The sequence below is a fragment of the Actinoalloteichus fjordicus genome (assembly GCF_001941625.1).
Taxonomy (GTDB): Bacteria; Actinomycetota; Actinomycetes; order Mycobacteriales; family Pseudonocardiaceae; genus Actinoalloteichus_A; species Actinoalloteichus_A fjordicus.
In genome coordinates this window covers 163,028-179,440 of sequence record NZ_CP016076.1, presented here as the reverse complement: position 1 = coordinate 179,440, position 16,413 = coordinate 163,028, and the positions used below count along the sequence as shown (strand labels likewise).

Genomic DNA, 16,413 nt, shown 5'->3' with positions numbered 1-16,413 from the left:
TAGCCGATGTCCGCTGATCCGCCAAGATCCTTCCGCCGCGACAGCGGCGACCGCAACGTCTGCCGACCGGCGGATCGTCAGCGAAGGTGTGCGTCGAACCAGTTCAGGGTGCGCTGCCAGGCCTCGGCCGCCGCGTCCTGATCTTCGTCGAATCGGTGGCCTTCCTCCGCGAAGCTGACCACGTCGATGGCGACCTGAGCGCCTGCTGCGGCCTCGCGAAGCTTCTCCACCTGGTCGACGGGGACGTCCGAATCCTGATCGCCGTAGATGCCCAGCCACGGACAGCTCAGCTCGGCGGCGAGGTCGGCCAACGGGGCCATCCCGGGTGTGACGGGCTCGATGATCCCGCCCGCGCCCACGCTGACCACGGCACCCACCGAGCGGGTCGCGGCGACGGTGAAGGCGGCCACACCGCCGAAACCGAAGCCGAGGAGGCCGATCTGGTCGGCCTGCACACCCTTGTCCACCAGCCAGACCGACACGGCGTCCACGTCGCCGAGCACCTGTTGGCCTGCATCGGCCACGCCGGAATCCCCGTCATGATCTTCTGGTGTCGTCTGCTCGGCGTCCTGCCGCGCGCCCGGCGACGGCGTCAGATGCGGTGCGACGGTCAACCAGCCCTCTACGGCCAGCGCCGCAACGAGCCCATTCAGCCGCTCGTCGACCCCGGAGGAATCATGCAAGAGCACCAGGCCGCCACGCAGCGTGTCCTCGGGTTCCGCGACGGTGACTCGCATGTCACTGCCGTCGGTCAGCGCGATGGTCTCGATCCGCGTCTGCGTCATGGCGTCAGCCAATCACGCGGGGGTGAACATCCGTCAACGTGACCAACGGAACGGACCTGTTCCCGCCTCGCGATATCGACTCCGAGTCACTATCACGAACACACTCAGCGCAAGTCTCTCTACCACCCGGGCAGAAAGACCGCAAAACGGGCGAACAGGTCGAGCTGACCTCGGCGGTCGACGGCCGACCGGGTTATTACGTGACACTAAAGAGCTAACCTCGTCTCGGTAGCCGACCCGCCCGCCGAGCGCGTCGGGCAGCGTAGGGCCGGCAGTGCCGGGAGTCGAAGCGAGGAGTCCGCCATGACCGTGCGCATTCGCGCCGACCTGGAGCAGCTTCCCGGCTATGTGCCCGGTCGCAGCATCCCCGGTGCGGTGAAGCTTGCCAGCAACGAGGTGCCGCAGGGGCCGCTGCCCAGCGTCGTCGAGGCCGTCGCGGCCGCAGCAGGCGAGATCAACCGCTATCCGGACAACTTCGGTTCCGCGCTGGTCGCGGAGCTGTCGTCCTTTCTCGACGTGCCCGCCCCGCAGCTCGCGATCGGCTGCGGCTCGGTGAGCCTCTGTCAGCAGCTTGTGCAGGCCACCTGCACTAGGGACGACGAGGTGCTCTTCGGCTGGCGCTCCTTCGAGGCCTATCCGGTGCTGGCCCACGTCGTGGGCGCCCGTCAGGTGCGTGTTCCGCTCGACGCAGGCTTCGGGCTCGACCTGCGGGCGATGGCCGAGGCCATCACGCCCGCCACTCGGCTCGTCTTCCTGTGCAATCCGAACAACCCGACCGGAACCGCCGTCCGCCGGGCGGAACTCGAGGAGTTCCTGGATCGAGTGCCCGAAGACACCCTCGTGGTGCTCGACGAGGCATATCGAGAGTTCGTCACGGACCCCGACGTGCCCGACGGCATCCGCCTCGCCGAGGAGCGATTCGCCAAGGGCAGACACAACATCGCCGTGCTGCGGACGTTCTCGAAGGCCTACGGACTCGCAGGCCTTCGCGTCGGCTACTGCTACGCCACCGGCACCATCGCGGAGGCGCTGCGCAAGGTCTACGTCCCCTTCAGCGTCAACGCGCCCGCCCAGGCGGCGGCCATCGCCTCGTTGCGCGCCCACGATCAGCTCATGGACCGCTGTGCCGCCCTGGTGGTCGAGCGGGAGCGTGTGCGCACGGCCCTCACGGAGGCGGGCTACACCGTTCCGGACACCCAGGCGAACTTCGTCTGGCTCCCGCTGGGCGAACGTACCGAGGCCTTCAACGAGCACTGCCTCACGCACAAGATCGTCGTACGCCCGTTCGCGGCCGACGGTGCCCGTGTGACGATCGGGACGCCTGAGGAGAACGACGTCTTCCTCGCCGCCGCCCGATCCTTCACCGGCTGAGCGAGCTGCCCACCATCGTCCCCGGTCAGGCGGCTCGGCCCGTGCCTGCCCTCTTGACCGGCCCATAACGGCTACGGTGGGCAGACGCGACCCAGAGGCAGAACAGTGTTTCTGTCGAAAGGAGCTGATCATGCTCACCGTCACGGACACGGCTGCGGAGACCATTCGCACGCTGCTCGCCGACCACGGAGCGCCGGAGGACGGCGGACTGCGGATCACGGCCAGCCAGGAGACCGCGACCGAGACCGCTCTCGAACTCGCGCTCGTCGCCGCGGCGGAGGAAGGGGATCAGACGGTGCCTGCGCAGGCAGGCGCCTCGGTGTTCCTCGACCCTCGTGCTGCGGACATCCTCGATGACAAACTGCTCGACGCCCATAAGGACGTGGACGGCGAGCTGAACTTCGCGCTCCGGGAACAGTCGGAGTAGCAGGCAGGCGACGGATCGACTCAGACGGAGGGCGGGCGCCGTCACGCGCCCGCCCTCCGTCGTCTTCCCTGCTCGCCCCTCATCGGCCTGCCTGCGCGCCTCGAATGGCGCGGCTCCACGCCGAATGAGCGAGACAGCCCCCGGCGGGGTGCTCAGGCTCACTCCTGCCGGTCTTCACCACGGTGCTCGAACCCGACCGCCAGGCGGGCGCCGCGCGGGCAGTCCGCTCTTCCGCTTCCTCGGTGGACGGATCGCCGGGCACAGTCGACGCTCGGCTGCCACCGTGCGAATCGGCATCGGTGGACCTCGACCGACGTGGAGCCGCCCCGTCCGGTCGGGAACCGGTCGGCTGCCGTCGGCCGTCAGTCAGCGCAGGAACTCGACCTGCGGATACAACGGCGACGGCCCGTTCAACAGCCCGTCGGGAATCCCCCGCAGCTCCTGATCGAAGAAGGCGCGCGCGTAGGCTCGCTGAGCGTCGAAGGAGTCCGCCGGATCGATCGTGCCAATCTGCTGCACGAAACCCCCGGGCGGCAGCCCGAAGGCGTCTTCGATCTGCGGATAGAGGAACTGGTAGTCGGTGTAGGAGTTGTGGCTGGCGTCCACGAGATCGAGTTGCCAGGCGTTCCCACGCAGCCGAGGCCAGACGGCATCCCAGGACTCCCACCAGCTCGGGACCTCGTAGGTCCGCTGTGTGAAAAGCAGGAAGGGCTCGTCGAATCCCTCCTCGACCACCGGGGAGAACACCGGGCCGTCCAAGGACATCGCCGCGTCGAACCTCGCGTCGCCGTGCAGCGCTGCGGCGGCCGCAGAACCGCCGAGGGAATGACCGAGCACCCCGATGTCGGCGAGGTCCAGTGCCGCGCCGAGCCCGTCGGGCAACCTCCCGCGCACGGCGTCGGAGGCGCCGTCCTCGACGATCTCGGTCAGCACGTCGACGACGAAGCTCAGGTCCTCGGCATGAACCGATGCCTGGACGCCGAAGTCGTCACCGAGATCGATCGCGGAAACGACTCGCCCACCGGGAAACTCGACGTGCCGCGCGTTGTAGGTGTGGTCGACGGTGACGACGACGTAGCCGTGACTGGCGAGTTCCTGCACGACGGACGTCCCCACGGCTCTGGGCATCCCGGAGCCCGGCGAGTAGAGCACCACCGGTCGTCCGCCAGGCACCTCGTCCACTGCGACGCCGAGCTGTCCCCTCGTCTCCGGGAGCCGGACCTGATCCATCGGCAGCCCGGTGCGCTCCTCCACGTCCGCCAGGAGCTTCTCCGCAGAGTTCGGCGGCATCCATGGTGCGGTGTCACTACCGGCTACCTTGGTCGGATACCAGACGCTGACCATCAGCTCCCGATAAGGAACCTCAGGAACCCATGGATCATTCCTCGTCTCGTCGACCACGTGCAGCTCCATAGAGCCGATGTCAGAGTCCCCGGTCGGAGCGGGCAGCGTCAATCGAATGGGGTCCGTCGGCTGCCCCGGATCGCCTGCGAGGCTCGTCTCGGCCGCCGCGACGGGAGCCAGCACCGCCGTACCGGCCAAGAGGGCGGGGAGCAGCACCGCCTTCCGCCTGACTCGACGACGGGATCGGCTGTTGATTCTCATGCCGCCCAGTCAAGATCGCCGACAGGCCGAAGGAATCCGGGACGCCCCGGATCACGAGGTAGGGGAGCACCCGACGGGGCGCGCTGCAGGCGGCCTGGCAGGCGGCCTCCGGGCCCGCTCGACGGAGGATCGAGCCTCGCCGACGACGGGACTCACGGGTCACGTCTGCCAGGCAGCCGGCTCGGTCAACCCCTCGGCGGGAACGGATCGTGGCCGTAGGTGCGGTTGTCCTGAATGGTCCCATTACGACGTCGAATCAACAGCTGGCTGTCCTGGTCGGCTCGTGCGGCCCGGACGCCCTCGTGTACTGCCGCAGTCTTGAGATGGTGATCGGAAAGCACTCTGCCACCGCGTTTGACCTGCCAGTCCGCACCGTGCGGGACGACGTTGTATCGCTTGCGCTGAGTCATGCCGTCACACTCCTCTCTCACATCCGTGCCGGCCCGTGTCGCGACCGGCAACCACTGGGCTACCCGATTCGGTCGTCGGATTCACAGCAGGCGGCCTGACTGCTCGACGACTGCAACGAAGTCCGACATCGTCCCGCCCGCCGCCGAGGCCTCCAGAGACGTGCGGGAGTGGGCGATGGAGGCACCGCAGCAGCCGAACGCTCTGAGATGCGTCGCCTGCCATGCTCCGCGACGTAGCAGCAGCACGACCGGATGCAGACGCGTCGCTGGAGGACGTCGGGCAACGGAGGGCAGCAACCGCCCGCCGGGGCTCACGATGGGGGCGGACGCGGTCCGCTCCTCGAATCCACCCCCGGTGCGGAGACCGGTCGATGTCTGCTGCCGCGACATCACCGACCGGATCAGCCGACCGCAGGGAACGAACTGCGACGAGAACTGAGACCGCCGGGGCCCACACCCCGCCACTCGGGCAAGGAGTACCGGCGGTGACCCGCGGAAGCGGAGGGATTTGAACCCCCGGACCCGTGAAGGTCTCCCGCTTTCAAGGCTGCGTCGCTGGTGATCGGCCTGTTCATCGGCGTCCGGCGGTGTCTGTTCTCGCTGGACGCCGGTACGCGCACGTCCGCGTCCGTCTCGATGCGTTGCTACACCGGTTGCTACACCTTCAGCTCGATCCGGTAGCCGTATCCGGTGGCAAGGCGGCGGAGCCGTCGCGGCAGCCGAGCGCCATGACCGGCATTGCCAGGCTGACCGGCTCGGCGCTCTGTCGGACTGGAGTCGAAGCTGGGTCCTGCTCGGCCTTCCCGCGCGTCGTCTGCGGTGGCGCATCTCCGGCAGCGGGCGGCTGGGCGTCGGCCAGACCGAGGACGCGCGTCAGCGCGCCCGCAGGGCTGAGCCGGACGCCCGGCCTACCCAAGGTGACCGTCCAGCGCGCCGCCGCAGGCGGCGCCTTGATCCCCTAGAGCCGGATTCGGCAAGGCATCAGATCAAGACGGTGTCGCGTCGATCAGGAACGTGCCGTCGTGCGCGCGAATCTGGGGCGTCGACTGGGTGATGGCGTCAGTGACGCGGACGGCATAGGCGGGTGTCATGGTCTGGGTGATCTCGTCGGCGGTCATCCAGGCGATCGAGCGAGCTTCGCCGTCGGTGTCCTCGGTCGGCGTCCCGGTGGGTGTGCAGTGAAAGACCAGCGCCACGATGCCGCGGGTCATGTTCTTGTAGACGCCGGTGAGTCGATTGACGGTGACTTCGATGCCGGTCTCTTCGAGGATTTCGCGGCGTACACCGGTTTCGAAGGTCTCATTCAATTCGAGGACTCCGCCGGGTGGCTCCCACCGTCCGTTGTCCGCCCGTCGGATGACGAGGATCTTGCCGTCGTCGCGGGTGACGACTCCGGCGACGCTGACGGAATGGCGGGGCGTGTCGACCATTTGGGCTCTGTCCTCGGTGGCTCTCGCTGTGGGATGATACTGCTCTAGTCGTCTATGCGAGGTAGTGATGATGCTCGATCTGGACGGTATCGACAGGACGGACGACCGGCCACCGTACCGGCAGATCGCGGCGATCCTGCGGCAGCAGATCAAGTCCGGCCGGCTCGCGGCAGGGGAGAAGCTGCCGTCGGAGAGTGCGTTGATCGAGCACTTCGGCGTTGCTCGGATGACCGTACGTCAGGCTGTCCAGGAGCTACGCGGTGAGGGCCTGGTCATCCCCGAACACGGCAAGGGCGTGTTCGTTCGGTCGGCTCCGCCGGTACGGCGGTTGGCATCGGATCGGTTCGCCCGACGTCACCGCGACGCGGGGAAGTCCGCGTTCCTCGCCGAGACCGAGGCGGCGGGGCAGAAGCCGCAGGTGGACCGCATCCGAGTCACCAACGAACCGGCCGGTGCCGACATCGCACGACGATTGAGACTGACCGAGGGGGATCGCATCGTCGTCCGCTCCCGGCGATACCTGGCCGACGGGCGTCCGGTGGAGATCGCGACGTCGTTCATCCCCGAGTCGATCGCGAAGGGGACGCCGATCGCCGCGACGGACACCGGCCCTGGTGGCATCTACGGTCGAATCGAGGACGCCGGGCACACCCTGGCCAGATTCGTCGAAGAGGTCTCGGCACGGATGCCGACTCCAGACGAGCGGAAGGCTCTCGACCTCGGTGCGGGCACCCCGGTGATCACGTTGACCCGTACGGCCTTCGATGCCGAGGGCACGGCGGTGGAGGTCTGCGACACGGTGAAGGCCGCCTCGGCGTTCGTGTTGGAGTACGACTTCCCCGCACGCTAGACCGATTGCAGTAGCGAACAACCCGACAAACTCATCGCAGCTCCTCTAGACGTCTATGTACTTCTTCTTACCTAGACGACTAGCCGACAGTTCGAGTAGGGAGAGAGCGCTCATGGCAGTGCCCAACGGTTACCGGTTTGCGGTGCCCTTCGACGACGTGTTCCCGGAGGGGGCGTTCGTGCTGGGTGTCGAACAGGGGATGGACTTCGACAACGGTCAGCGGCGGCCGGCCAAGGACAAGGTCAGCGGCAAGCCGGTGTGGAACGTGCAGGTCACCGACCCGTCGGCGAACGGTCGGAACACCGGCGTGGTGGTGAAGATCGCTGCGGACGTGCAGCCGGTCCCGCCGGAGGTGTTGCCGGGGACGCCGTTTCGCCCGGCGTTCTTCGAGGGGTTGACCGCGACGGCCTATGAGCAGAACGGTCGGGTGGCGTTCAGTCTGCGGGCGGCGTCGATGCACTCGGCGAACACCGGGGCCAAGCCTGCCGGTGGCAAGGGCGGTCAGTCCGGCGAGTCCGGGCGGGTGGCGGCGTGACGACCTTCATGCCCACCGCACCGCGTCTGGTCGTCCTACCCGCTGCCTGCCACAAGTTCGGCAAGTTCGCCCCGGCCACACCACCTGCCTGCGCTGCCTCGGGTGGCTGCCACTCAACTTCGGCCCGGCCGTGAACACCACGGGGCGGGGTGGTCGGGATGCCTGAACGCAGCAGGTGGATCGACCCCGCACCCCTGGAAGTCGCCCGGCCTCGGTGCCGTGGTGGACCCACTCGCCCCGATGGGCACTAGTCCTGGCCGTGCCGTTCCTGGCCGTCGGCCTCGCGGTGTGGCTGGTGACAGTCGTCCTGCGGAAGGCCGCCCGGTATCCGGTCGTGGCCTTCGTGGTCCTGGTGCTCGTCGTGGTCGGGCCGTGGTGGGGTTGGACCGTCGCCCTGGTCCTCGGTGCGGTGTTGGCCTTGGTGCTGCTCGGCTGGTGGTGGCGGTTCCGGCCGTCGTTCGTGCGCCTGGTCCTCGGCGAGGTGCGCACGGAGTGGCGACGGCTGACCGTGTACGCACCGGTATGGCATCGGACGATGCGGTTCTGCCACCTCGAACGCACGGTGGAACGCAAGACCCACGTCCCGACCTTCGTTCGGGTCCGTGCCGACGGGTGGCGCGACCGGGTCACCGTGCAACTGCTCCACGGGCAGGCTCCCGGCGAGTTCGAGACCTGCGCGGAAGCACTCGCGCACTCCTTCGGCGCCCGGTCCTGTCGCGTCCGGGTGATCGGTCCTCGCCGGATCGTCCTGGACCTGCTGCACGGCGACCCCTTGGCCTGGCCGATGTCCACACCCGCGCTCCCGAACACCACCGAGACCACCGCCGGATTCACCACCCGCGACCTACAACGAGTCCCCGTCGGACTCACCGAGTCCGGCCGCCCGTGGCTACTCCGACTCCTCGGCTCCCACATCCTTGCCGTCGGCGCGACCGGGGCGGGTAAGGCCTCGGTGGTCTGGTCCCTGCTCTGGTCCCTCGCCCCACTCCTGCGCTCGGGACTGGTCCGGGTCTACAGGATCGACCCGAAGGGCGGATGGAACTCGGCAGGGCCCCCGACCTGTTCCACCGCCTGGTGTTCGACAACGGACTTGCCGCCGTCGAGCTGCTGGAAGAGGTCGCGGCCGAGGTGAAGCAGCGGGCCGAGTCGTTCCGGGGCCAGCGGCGGGGGTGGTCTGTCGACTGCGGTCAGCCGTTCCTGCTCCTGGTGGTCGATGAGTTGGCCGATGTCGTGGCCTACCAGACCGACCGCAAACTCAAAGAACGCGCCAACTCCGCCTTGCAGACCATCACCTCCCAAGGCCGCGCACCCGCTGTCTGCGTCATCGGCGAGTTGCAAGACCCTCGTAAGGACGTCCTCTCCTTCCGGCATCTCTTCCCCACCCGGATCGCCCTGCGAGTCGACGAACCCGGCCAGGTGGACATGGTCTTGGGCGACGGCGTCCGGGAACGTGGCGCGGCTGCTCACGAGATTTCAGAGACGACTCCGGGCGTGGCGTGGGTGAAGTACACCGACCGACGCGAACCCCTCCGCGTCCGCGCGTTCCACGTCACCGATACCGACCTGGATCGACTCGTCGACTACGTCACCGGACCCGCTTCGGCCGAGGATGTCTCGGCGACGGTGCACGCCTTCCCGGTCCGCTCCGATGACGCGGACTCCGGCTCGGTGGTGCGGGGTGAGGCGGCATGACCAGTCACGACAACCCCGACCATCAACGTCACCATGACCATCTACGCTCACGTCTCGCTCGACGACAAGCGACAGGCCCTCACCCGGCTATCGGACGAACTGGCCTGAAGACGTTGCTACACCCGTTGCTACACGGGGGCGGGTGCGGTGATCTGCCTGAGGTCACCGCACTCCGCGTGACCTGCGGAAGCGGAGGGATTTGAACCCCCGGACCCGTGAAGGTCTCCCGCTTTCAAGGCGGGTGCATTCGGCCGCTCTGCCACGCTTCCTCTGTGTTGCAGAGTAGTCAATGCCCGCTCAGCCCCGCTCCCCGCCCAGTCGTTGCGTGACGCGCGCGAAGACTCGACCGAGGACGGCCTGCTCCTCACCGTCGAGCAGGTCGATCAGATGCCTGCGGACACCGTCGACATGGGTCGGCGCGGCCTTCGTCAGGACGTCATGGCCGCGCTCGGTGAGCACGGCGAAGACGCCTCGGCCGTCGCTGGGGCATTCGATCCGGTGCACCAGGCCCGCGTGCTGGAGGCGCGATATCTGGTGCGACACCCGGCTCTTCGAGGAGGCCACCTCGGCTGCGAGTTCGCTCATCCGCATCCGGCGGTCGGCTCGTTCGGAGAGCCGGACCAGGATTTCGTAGTCGGCCAAGGCCAGATCGTGTGCATCCTGCAACTCGCGATGCAGGTGGTATTCCAACAGGGAGCTGCCGACGACGTAGTTCCGCCAGGCCCGCATCTCATCGTCGTCGAGCCATTTCGGCTCGACCTGCGTTCCAGATGTCACCACCCCAGGTTATTGGTTCCGGCTCGGAACCGGACGATCCACCTCCGCTCACAGTCACCGTTCAACTACTCTCCGCACATGAACTGGCTCGGGTCGAGGGTACGGAGCTCAACGAATGGAGCAGGGGGCCAGGCGGCTGAGGCTGCCCGCCTGCTCCCGGTCCGCGTGCGGACGATCTCTTCGTCGAGCCCACGCAGGGTGACGGGCAGTGCGGACCGCGGCCTGCCCGCGAGCCCCGCAGGCAAGCCGTACCAGCACAGCTCGGCCGGCTCGGCCCTGGTCGCCGAGGCGTTTCCATGCCTGTCACGCCGCTCGGGCCCGCCATGAACTCCCGGCCGAGGCAGGGTCGACGACCCCCTCGAGGGCTCCGCCTGCATCGGGCCGAAAGGTTCACCCGCCTGGCGTAGCGCATCCGGACACCGAACCGCCCTGCTCAACCCGCTCCGCTACCGGTGATCCGGTTCGCAGCGCGGTCGGCCCCAGGGTCGACGACGCCACCCCGCACTCTCGGGTGCTGTGCCGCGACGGCACCCGTTCGCACCGCATCGCACGCACGGCGGGACACCGCGCGCCCGGTGACGAACCGGGACGGGTCCGAGTCGCGACCGGCCGAGCAGCGACGCGCCTCGGCACCGGCCTCGGTTCAGCCCCGAGAAGCCAGGACATCGACCCAGACGAGGTGGTGGTCAGAGGCCGAGTTGAGTCTGCTGAGCGGAGACTCCGGCAGCGGCCAGAACACCCCGCTGCCCACCGGGACCAGCCGCCGAGAGGGCAGCACGTAGTCGACTCGGAGATTTCCGGGGCTCTCGTCGTTGAAGTCGGCGGTGTCGAACCACGACAGGCCGCGATGCTCCCGGTTGGCGCCGCCCTGCTCCCAGGCCGCACGAATCGCACCGAGGCTGCCCGGCCACGGATCGACCAGCGTGGGGGCGTCCAGCAGTTGCGCGATCGCGCCGGGCTCGCCGTCGCCGTCCATCGGGTCGGCGTTCTGGTCGCCCGCGACGACGAACCGGGCGCCCGCAGGCAGCCCGCCCCGTCCACCCTGGTCGTCGTAGGCGTACTCGCCGAGGCCGGGGGTGACGTAGTCGGCCCAGAATCGGATCTCGTCGTGGTTGCGCAGCCGGTTGCGCCCCTCCGGACCGTCGAAGGCAGGGGGTGTCGGGTGGGAGACCAGGAAGTGCACCGTCTGCGAGCCGATGCGGATCGGCACGTCCCAGTGCGACTTCGACGACAGCGGCAGTACGTCCAGCGCCTCCGGCGAGTACCAGTCCGACGGCTCCGGGGTCTCGACGTCGTCAGGCAGCAGCGCACCGGGCATGTCCCGCCAGCGGAAGTTCTGGAAGGTGCGCACCGCGTCGAGGTCGATGGGGTGGCGGGACAGGACGACCATGCCGTACTGACCGGGGAACGCGCCGAAGCCGAGTGCGTCGTCGGGGCCGCCGATCTCGCCGTCTCGGTTGAGGTCGAACCCGCTGGGCACCCCGGTGTTCACCGGCGCCGTGTAGGCATAGGGGTAGTCGATTCCCCGCGCGCCCTGTTGCCCGACGGCCAGGTAGTTCCGTTGGAAGGCCTCGACGGCCGCACCGCCCTCGACGTGGTCGAACTCGTTGAGCAGCACGACGTCGGGCCGATTCCGCTGGATGACCTCGGCGATCTGGGCGGCCTGCTGGTCACCGGGAGCGCTCAGGTCGGCGAGCAGTTCGCCGTCGGCGGGCCGATTCAGCGAGGCGTTGAAGGTCGCGAACCGCGTCGCGCCGGGCAGCGTCGGGCGGGCGGCGCCGTCGGCCGCCATGGTGCTCGTGTCCGGGCCTGCCGAGAACGACGCCGTCGACGCCACGGCGGTCGCACCGCCCGCGGCCGCTCCGATGCTGATCGCCACGGCACTGAGTATCGCCGCAGATCCCACTGCGCCGCGCCTGACTCGGAGACCCACGGCCACTCCCTGCCCTTGTTCCACCCGCCCGAGGCCGCTCGACCGCACGCAGGCGACCCACCCGGTCGCGGCCTGACCCTGACAGAACGACGCGACGTCGGGAGGACACGGAGGTGAACGGGCGATGTGCTCCTCGGCACTCGATCACCGACGATGGCAGGGACGGCGATCGGGCGGCGACGCGAAACGGCTCGGCGCCGAGTCGGAAGGATTCTCGGCGCCGAGCCGTCATCGTCGCGTCCCGCGACCGGGTAGTCCCGCGCCCGGCGTCTCGAGCAGGCTCAGCTCGTGACGAGGTCCGCCCGGTCGGCGGGCGAGGACGCCGTCGAACGCGTCGCCGCCCGGACCGCAGCCCGCTCGGCGCGCGGCGGCACGCCGTTCACCGTCTCGGTGCTCTCGCCGTATGCCGCGGTCACGTAGGCGACGGCCTTGGCGTTGCGCTCCAGAGCGACCCGGTCGACGTTGCCGAGGTCATCCTCCGGGAAGTGGTAGTTCGGGTCGTAGGCCTCACCCGCGACACCGCCCCACTTCTCGGCCTGCTCCTCGGTCTTGAGTCCCTCCGCGCCGGTGAACAGACCACCGGAGGGGATGCCAACCGCGATGAACTCGGCGTAGTCGGATCGCCCGCTGAAGTCCGAGCCCTCCGTCTCGACGCCGCCGTCGGAGAAGTAGTCGACGAAGGCCTGTTCGATCTGCGCCGATCCGTACGGACCCGGTGCGGACAGACCCTCCGACCCGTCGCCGTCGAGGACGAAGTAGCCGGCGTTCGGCGAGCCGATCATGTCGAAGTTCAGGTACAGCGCGATGTCCAGCTGCTGCTCGAAGTCCAGGGAGCGGACGTACTCGGTAGAGCCGTGCAGTCCGAGTTCTTCCGCGCCCCACCAGGCGAAGCGCACCGCGTTGTCGACGTCGGGCGCGCCGCCAAGCTGGATCGCCGTCTCGAGCAGACCGGCCGAGCCGGTGCCGTTGTCGTTGATGCCCGCGTACACCGAGTCGAGGTGTGCCCCGGCGAGCACCACGTTGTCGGTCCGGCCGGTGCGGGTCTGGGCGATGACGTTGCGGCTGGTCCTGGTCTCGAAGCCCGCGATCAGCTCGAAGTCGACCTCGTCGCCCGCCTGGGAGAAGAGTGCGTCGCCCTCGGCGCGCGTCACTCCACCGGTCGGGATGGTCGCCAGCGACGGGTCGCCGAGCGTGCCGCTCAGCGAGCCCTCCGCGTTGTTGGCGATCAGCGCCGCCGCCGCGCCCGCCTCAGAGGCCAGTCGCGCCTTCAGCGCGAAGTCGCACTCGCCCCGACGGATCAGCAGGACGCTGCCCGCTGCCTCGACGCCTGCGTAGTCCTCGGGGGTGCAGCCCAGCTCCGAGCCTGCGGGCAGCACTGCCAGCGGCGCGGTGATCCCGCCCTCCGCGGTGCTCGGCGTGTACTCCAGCGCCTCGACCTCGACGCTCTCCCCTGCCACGGCGAGCCGCTCCGTCGTGGCGACGAAGAGCTCGTAGTCGAACTCGGGGGTGCTCACGTCGTAGCCCGCGGCCCGGAGCCTGCCCACCACGTACTCGACGCTCGCGTCGTAGCCCGGCTCCCCGTCTGCCCTGGTGCCGCCGTTCTGCTCGGCGATCCGCTGCAAGGCGATCAGGTGGCGGTTGACGCCCGTCAGGTTGACGGAGTTCGCCACGTCCTGCGGCAGGGAGCGCACCGCGAAAGTGTCCTGCTGATCCGCGACGGCGGGCGAGACCACCAGCCCGAGACCCAGACAAGCGGCGAGGACGACGGCGGCGGGTCTGGCGCCGCTTCTGGTGATCGACATAGACGATTCCCCTCAGTGTGACCAGTACAGGTGTAGGACCCGGCAGTGGACGGCGGCCGCACCGTCGACGTCACGCTGGGGGACGGACTCGGCCACCGCTGGTCACCTTCGTCGGTGGATCTGGGCGAGTCAAGGGTGGTCGTGCCGTGTCCGCACCCCGAGAATCGCCGCGCAGCCCGCGAATCCCGTGACCTCCGTCGTCCAGGCTGGCCGAGAGGTCTGGAACCAGGTGGCGGTGAGCCGCAACCGCTGCTCGACGGTCGGGCCGCCCCGCAGCATGAACTCCCCCGTCCCTGGCAGACAGCCGAGCCTGCGGCCGACGACGAGCGAACGAGGGTTCGGCGAGACAACAGCTCCGACGGTGGGTGGATGCCGGACTCGGCGCAGACGATCAGTTCGAGGAGTCCGGTGTCGTCGCCTGCGCGCCGCCAGCCGGAGGGTGCGCAGCGCGAGACCGCGCACGCGTCACGGATCGAAGGTCATGGGCGGCGATCACTGCGACTCCGGCCGGTTCATCGACTTCATACGGACCTCGGCGGGCGTCGGCACGCTCGGTCAGCCCGGAGCAACTAGCGTCAGGGGATGCGAGCGATCATGATCCGGGAGCCCGGCGGCCCCGACACGTTGGAATGGGTCGAACAGCCCGACCCGAGCGCCGCACCGGGCGAGGTCGTCATCGATGTCGCGGCGAGCGCGGTCAACCGAGCCGATCTGATGCAGCGACAGGGCTTCTACGACCCGCCGTCGGGCGCCACCCTGATCCCGGGCCTGGAGTGCTCCGGTGTGATCAGCGCCCTCGGCGCGAACGTGACCGACTGGCAGGTCGGCGACGAGGTCTGTGCGCTGCTCGCGGGCGGCGGCTACGCCGAGCGGGTGGCGGTCCCGGCAGGCCAGGTGCTGCCGGTTCCGAAGGGCGTCGACCTGGTCACGGCGGCGGGACTGCCCGAGGTCGCCTGCACCGTGTGGTCCAACATCGTCGGCGTCGGCAGGCTGACGGCAGGCGACGTGCTGCTGGTGCACGGCGGCGCGAGCGGCATCGGCACCTTCGCCATCCAGCTCGGCAAGGCCCTCGGCGCGACGGTCGCGGTGACGGCAGGCTCGGCCGATCGTGTCGCGCGATGCCGGGAACTCGGCGCGGACATCGCGATCGATCACCGGCAGGAGGACTTCGTCGCCGAAGTGCGTCGGGCCACCGACGGGCATGGCGCGGACGTCGTCCTGGACAACATGGGTGCCAAGTACCTGAGTCGCAACATCGACGTCCTCGCAGCCGACGGGCGGCTGGTGATCATCGGGATGCAGGGCGGCAGGAAGGCCGAACTCGACCTCGCCGCGCTCCTCCCCAGGCGGCTGAGCATCAGCGCGACGGGACTGCGGTCCCGCCCGGTGTCCGGTCCGAGCGGCAAGGCGGTGATCGTCGCGGAGGTCGTCGAGCGGCTGTGGCCGCTGGTCGAGGACGGGCGGATTCGGCCGGTCGTGCAGGATCGCGTGCCGCTGGCCGAGGCCGCCCGCGCCCACGAGCTGCTGGAGGCGGGCGGGGTCGTCGGGAAGCTGCTGCTGGTCCGCTGACTCCCGACTGCGGGCGTCCGGTCGGCAGGCACGGTCACGCGCGTCCGCAGCGGAATGCAGGCGGGCGGTCGTGGACGCACCGGGCGAGCTCCGAGCCGGGCGGCATCGGCATCGGGTGGCGCGACAGCCCTGCCCGGCACGCCCACGGACCGACGTCACCGCCAGAAACGCGTCTGCGGGGCACTGCGGCATTCCTCGTCGATACGGCTCGCGCGCCCGTCGCCTGCACAGGCTCGGTCGGTCAGATCCGCACGACGGCGACGGCCAGTCCGGCCGTCTCGTCGTGGCGGAACCGCAGACCGAACTCCCGCGACCAGCGGTCGAGCACCGCCTGTTCGCTCAGCCGATCCGCATCGTCCACCAGCACCGTCGCACCGGGCGACAACGCGCCCCGGAGCACCGGCAGCGCGGGATACCGCGACAGGTCCGGACTCGGGCCTCGATCCGCGCTCGGCGGGCCGTCCACCAGCAGCAGGTCGACGAGGCCGTTGCGGTCGACGAAGGTCGTCACCATCTCGAAGACGACCGACGGCTCATACCAGGCGAGCCCGCCGAGGGCGGCCGGATGAGCAGTCAACGGCGTGTGCACCACCCTCGCCACCTCGGAGAGCCGTTCTCGCCGTAACTGGCTGGTGACGAACGCCGCCGCCCGCTCGTCATGCTCCAGCGCCAGCAGCCTCCCGAAGCCCCGCCTGCTCAGCAGCCTGGCCAACAGGATCGAGGAGGAGCCGCTGCCGCACTGGACCACGACACTGCGATCGCCGATCAGCACCTCGTCCAGCAGGGCGACGATCGCGGTCGGGCGCAGAGAGCCTGCGGGAAAGGGCAGATAATCGGTCAACAGGGGTCCGAGGCGCTGCCAGGCGGCGAGGTCGGCGACTGCCTGGTGAAAGGAGTCGTCCACCGATCACCTGCCCCCGTGTCGCACGCCACTGCCCCTCGATGCCCGTGGTCGACGCCGCAGGCCTGACCACGCCATTCAATCGCACCATCAGGCGCGACGACCATCATCTGATCGGGGATGCGCCCAGAAGCATCAACGCAGGCAGGCTTATGCGCACCGAGGCACACCCAGCGAAACCGGATCCCACTATGGCAACGCCACGAAAGGATCAACGACAGCGATCAGGCGGCACGGTCGGGCCGGTGAGCGCGGCGGCCGGTGCAGGTCACGAGATCCAGCAGGCGGGGCCTGCGGGCCGACACGGCCGAGGCGACGCCGCAATG

15 protein-coding genes and 2 tRNA genes are annotated in these 16,413 nt (G+C 69.2%); 7 read left to right on the top strand and 10 right to left on the bottom strand.

The genetic code is table 11. From position 1 onward, the window contains the following. Window positions 1-77: 77 nt before the first annotated feature. Window positions 78-785 carry a dienelactone hydrolase family protein gene (locus UA74_RS00785; protein WP_075738004.1) on the bottom strand — a complete coding sequence of 236 codons (708 nt, stop codon included), beginning with the start codon at window positions 783-785 and terminating at the stop codon, window positions 78-80. 303 nt (window positions 786-1,088) lie between these two features. Between UA74_RS00785 and hisC the strand changes: the two genes are divergently transcribed. Both hisC and UA74_RS00775 read left to right on the top strand, forming a co-directional pair. Next, entirely contained in the window at window positions 1,089-2,156 is a 1,068-nt protein-coding gene (hisC, locus tag UA74_RS00780; protein WP_075738002.1) for a histidinol-phosphate transaminase, read from the top strand. A gap of 130 nt (window positions 2,157-2,286) precedes the next feature. Further along, window positions 2,287-2,583, top strand: a complete 297-nt coding sequence (locus UA74_RS00775; protein WP_075738000.1) for a hypothetical protein — start codon at window positions 2,287-2,289, stop codon at window positions 2,581-2,583. Between the two features lie 366 nt (window positions 2,584-2,949). On the opposite strand, the gene UA74_RS00770 is transcribed toward UA74_RS00775, so the two are convergent. The 4 genes from UA74_RS00770 to UA74_RS00755 all read right to left on the bottom strand — a co-directional run bounded on the left by UA74_RS00770 (window position 2,950) and on the right by UA74_RS00755 (window position 6,028). Next, window positions 2,950-4,188, bottom strand: a complete 1,239-nt coding sequence (locus UA74_RS00770) for an alpha/beta hydrolase (protein ID WP_075737998.1) — start codon at window positions 4,186-4,188, stop codon at window positions 2,950-2,952. A gap of 185 nt (window positions 4,189-4,373) precedes the next feature. Beyond that, entirely contained in the window at window positions 4,374-4,598 is a 225-nt protein-coding gene (locus UA74_RS00765) for a DUF2188 domain-containing protein (protein ID WP_075737996.1), read from the bottom strand. A gap of 491 nt (window positions 4,599-5,089) precedes the next feature. Beyond that, window positions 5,090-5,224: transfer RNA gene (locus UA74_RS31345), tRNA-Ser, on the bottom strand. Between the two features lie 360 nt (window positions 5,225-5,584). Further along, on the bottom strand, window positions 5,585-6,028 hold the full coding sequence (locus UA74_RS00755) for an NUDIX hydrolase (RefSeq protein ID WP_075737992.1): 444 nt from the start codon (window positions 6,026-6,028) through the stop codon (window positions 5,585-5,587). 67 nt (window positions 6,029-6,095) lie between these two features. Here UA74_RS00755 and UA74_RS00750 point away from each other — a divergent pair, with 67 nt between their 5' ends. From UA74_RS00750 to UA74_RS33225, 4 genes are all read left to right on the top strand, one after another. Further along, a complete protein-coding gene (locus UA74_RS00750; protein ID WP_232237586.1) occupies window positions 6,096-6,878 on the top strand; it encodes a GntR family transcriptional regulator in 783 nt (260 codons plus the stop codon). A gap of 112 nt (window positions 6,879-6,990) precedes the next feature. Then, on the top strand, window positions 6,991-7,413 hold the full coding sequence (locus UA74_RS00745; RefSeq protein WP_075737990.1) for a hypothetical protein: 423 nt from the start codon (window positions 6,991-6,993) through the stop codon (window positions 7,411-7,413). Window positions 7,414-7,627: 214 nt separating this feature from the next. Further along, entirely contained in the window at window positions 7,628-8,545 is a 918-nt protein-coding gene (locus UA74_RS33230; RefSeq protein ID WP_232237585.1) for an FtsK/SpoIIIE domain-containing protein, read from the top strand. Continuing rightward, window positions 8,488-9,105, top strand: coding sequence for a hypothetical protein (locus UA74_RS33225; protein ID WP_232237584.1), 618 nt, complete (start codon window positions 8,488-8,490; stop codon window positions 9,103-9,105). Before UA74_RS33230 ends, UA74_RS33225 begins: the two co-directional genes overlap by 58 nt. A 184-nt stretch (window positions 9,106-9,289) precedes the next feature. Here the strand turns inward: UA74_RS33225 and UA74_RS00735 are convergent. The 4 genes from UA74_RS00735 to UA74_RS00720 all read right to left on the bottom strand — a co-directional run bounded on the left by UA74_RS00735 (window position 9,290) and on the right by UA74_RS00720 (window position 13,617). Beyond that, window positions 9,290-9,374, bottom strand: a tRNA-Ser gene (locus tag UA74_RS00735). Between the two features lie 28 nt (window positions 9,375-9,402). Then, the gene (locus UA74_RS00730; protein ID WP_157434533.1) at window positions 9,403-9,834 is read right to left on the bottom strand and encodes a MarR family winged helix-turn-helix transcriptional regulator; all 432 of its coding nucleotides are present in this window, start codon (window positions 9,832-9,834) and stop codon (window positions 9,403-9,405) included. A gap of 691 nt (window positions 9,835-10,525) precedes the next feature. After that, a complete protein-coding gene (locus UA74_RS00725; protein ID WP_083683874.1) occupies window positions 10,526-11,674 on the bottom strand; it encodes an endonuclease/exonuclease/phosphatase family protein in 1,149 nt (382 codons plus the stop codon). A 422-nt stretch (window positions 11,675-12,096) separates the two neighbouring features. Continuing rightward, window positions 12,097-13,617, bottom strand: coding sequence for a M28 family peptidase (locus tag UA74_RS00720; RefSeq protein WP_075737988.1), 1,521 nt, complete (start codon window positions 13,615-13,617; stop codon window positions 12,097-12,099). Between the two features lie 582 nt (window positions 13,618-14,199). Between UA74_RS00720 and UA74_RS00715 the strand changes: the two genes are divergently transcribed. Then, window positions 14,200-15,186, top strand: coding sequence for an NAD(P)H-quinone oxidoreductase (locus UA74_RS00715; protein ID WP_075763682.1), 987 nt, complete (start codon window positions 14,200-14,202; stop codon window positions 15,184-15,186). Window positions 15,187-15,427: 241 nt separating this feature from the next. On the opposite strand, the gene UA74_RS00710 is transcribed toward UA74_RS00715, so the two are convergent. Then, complete coding sequence (locus UA74_RS00710; RefSeq protein WP_075737984.1) at window positions 15,428-16,090, bottom strand: class I SAM-dependent methyltransferase; 663 nt, start codon at window positions 16,088-16,090, stop codon at window positions 15,428-15,430. Window positions 16,091-16,413 lie beyond the last annotated feature (323 nt).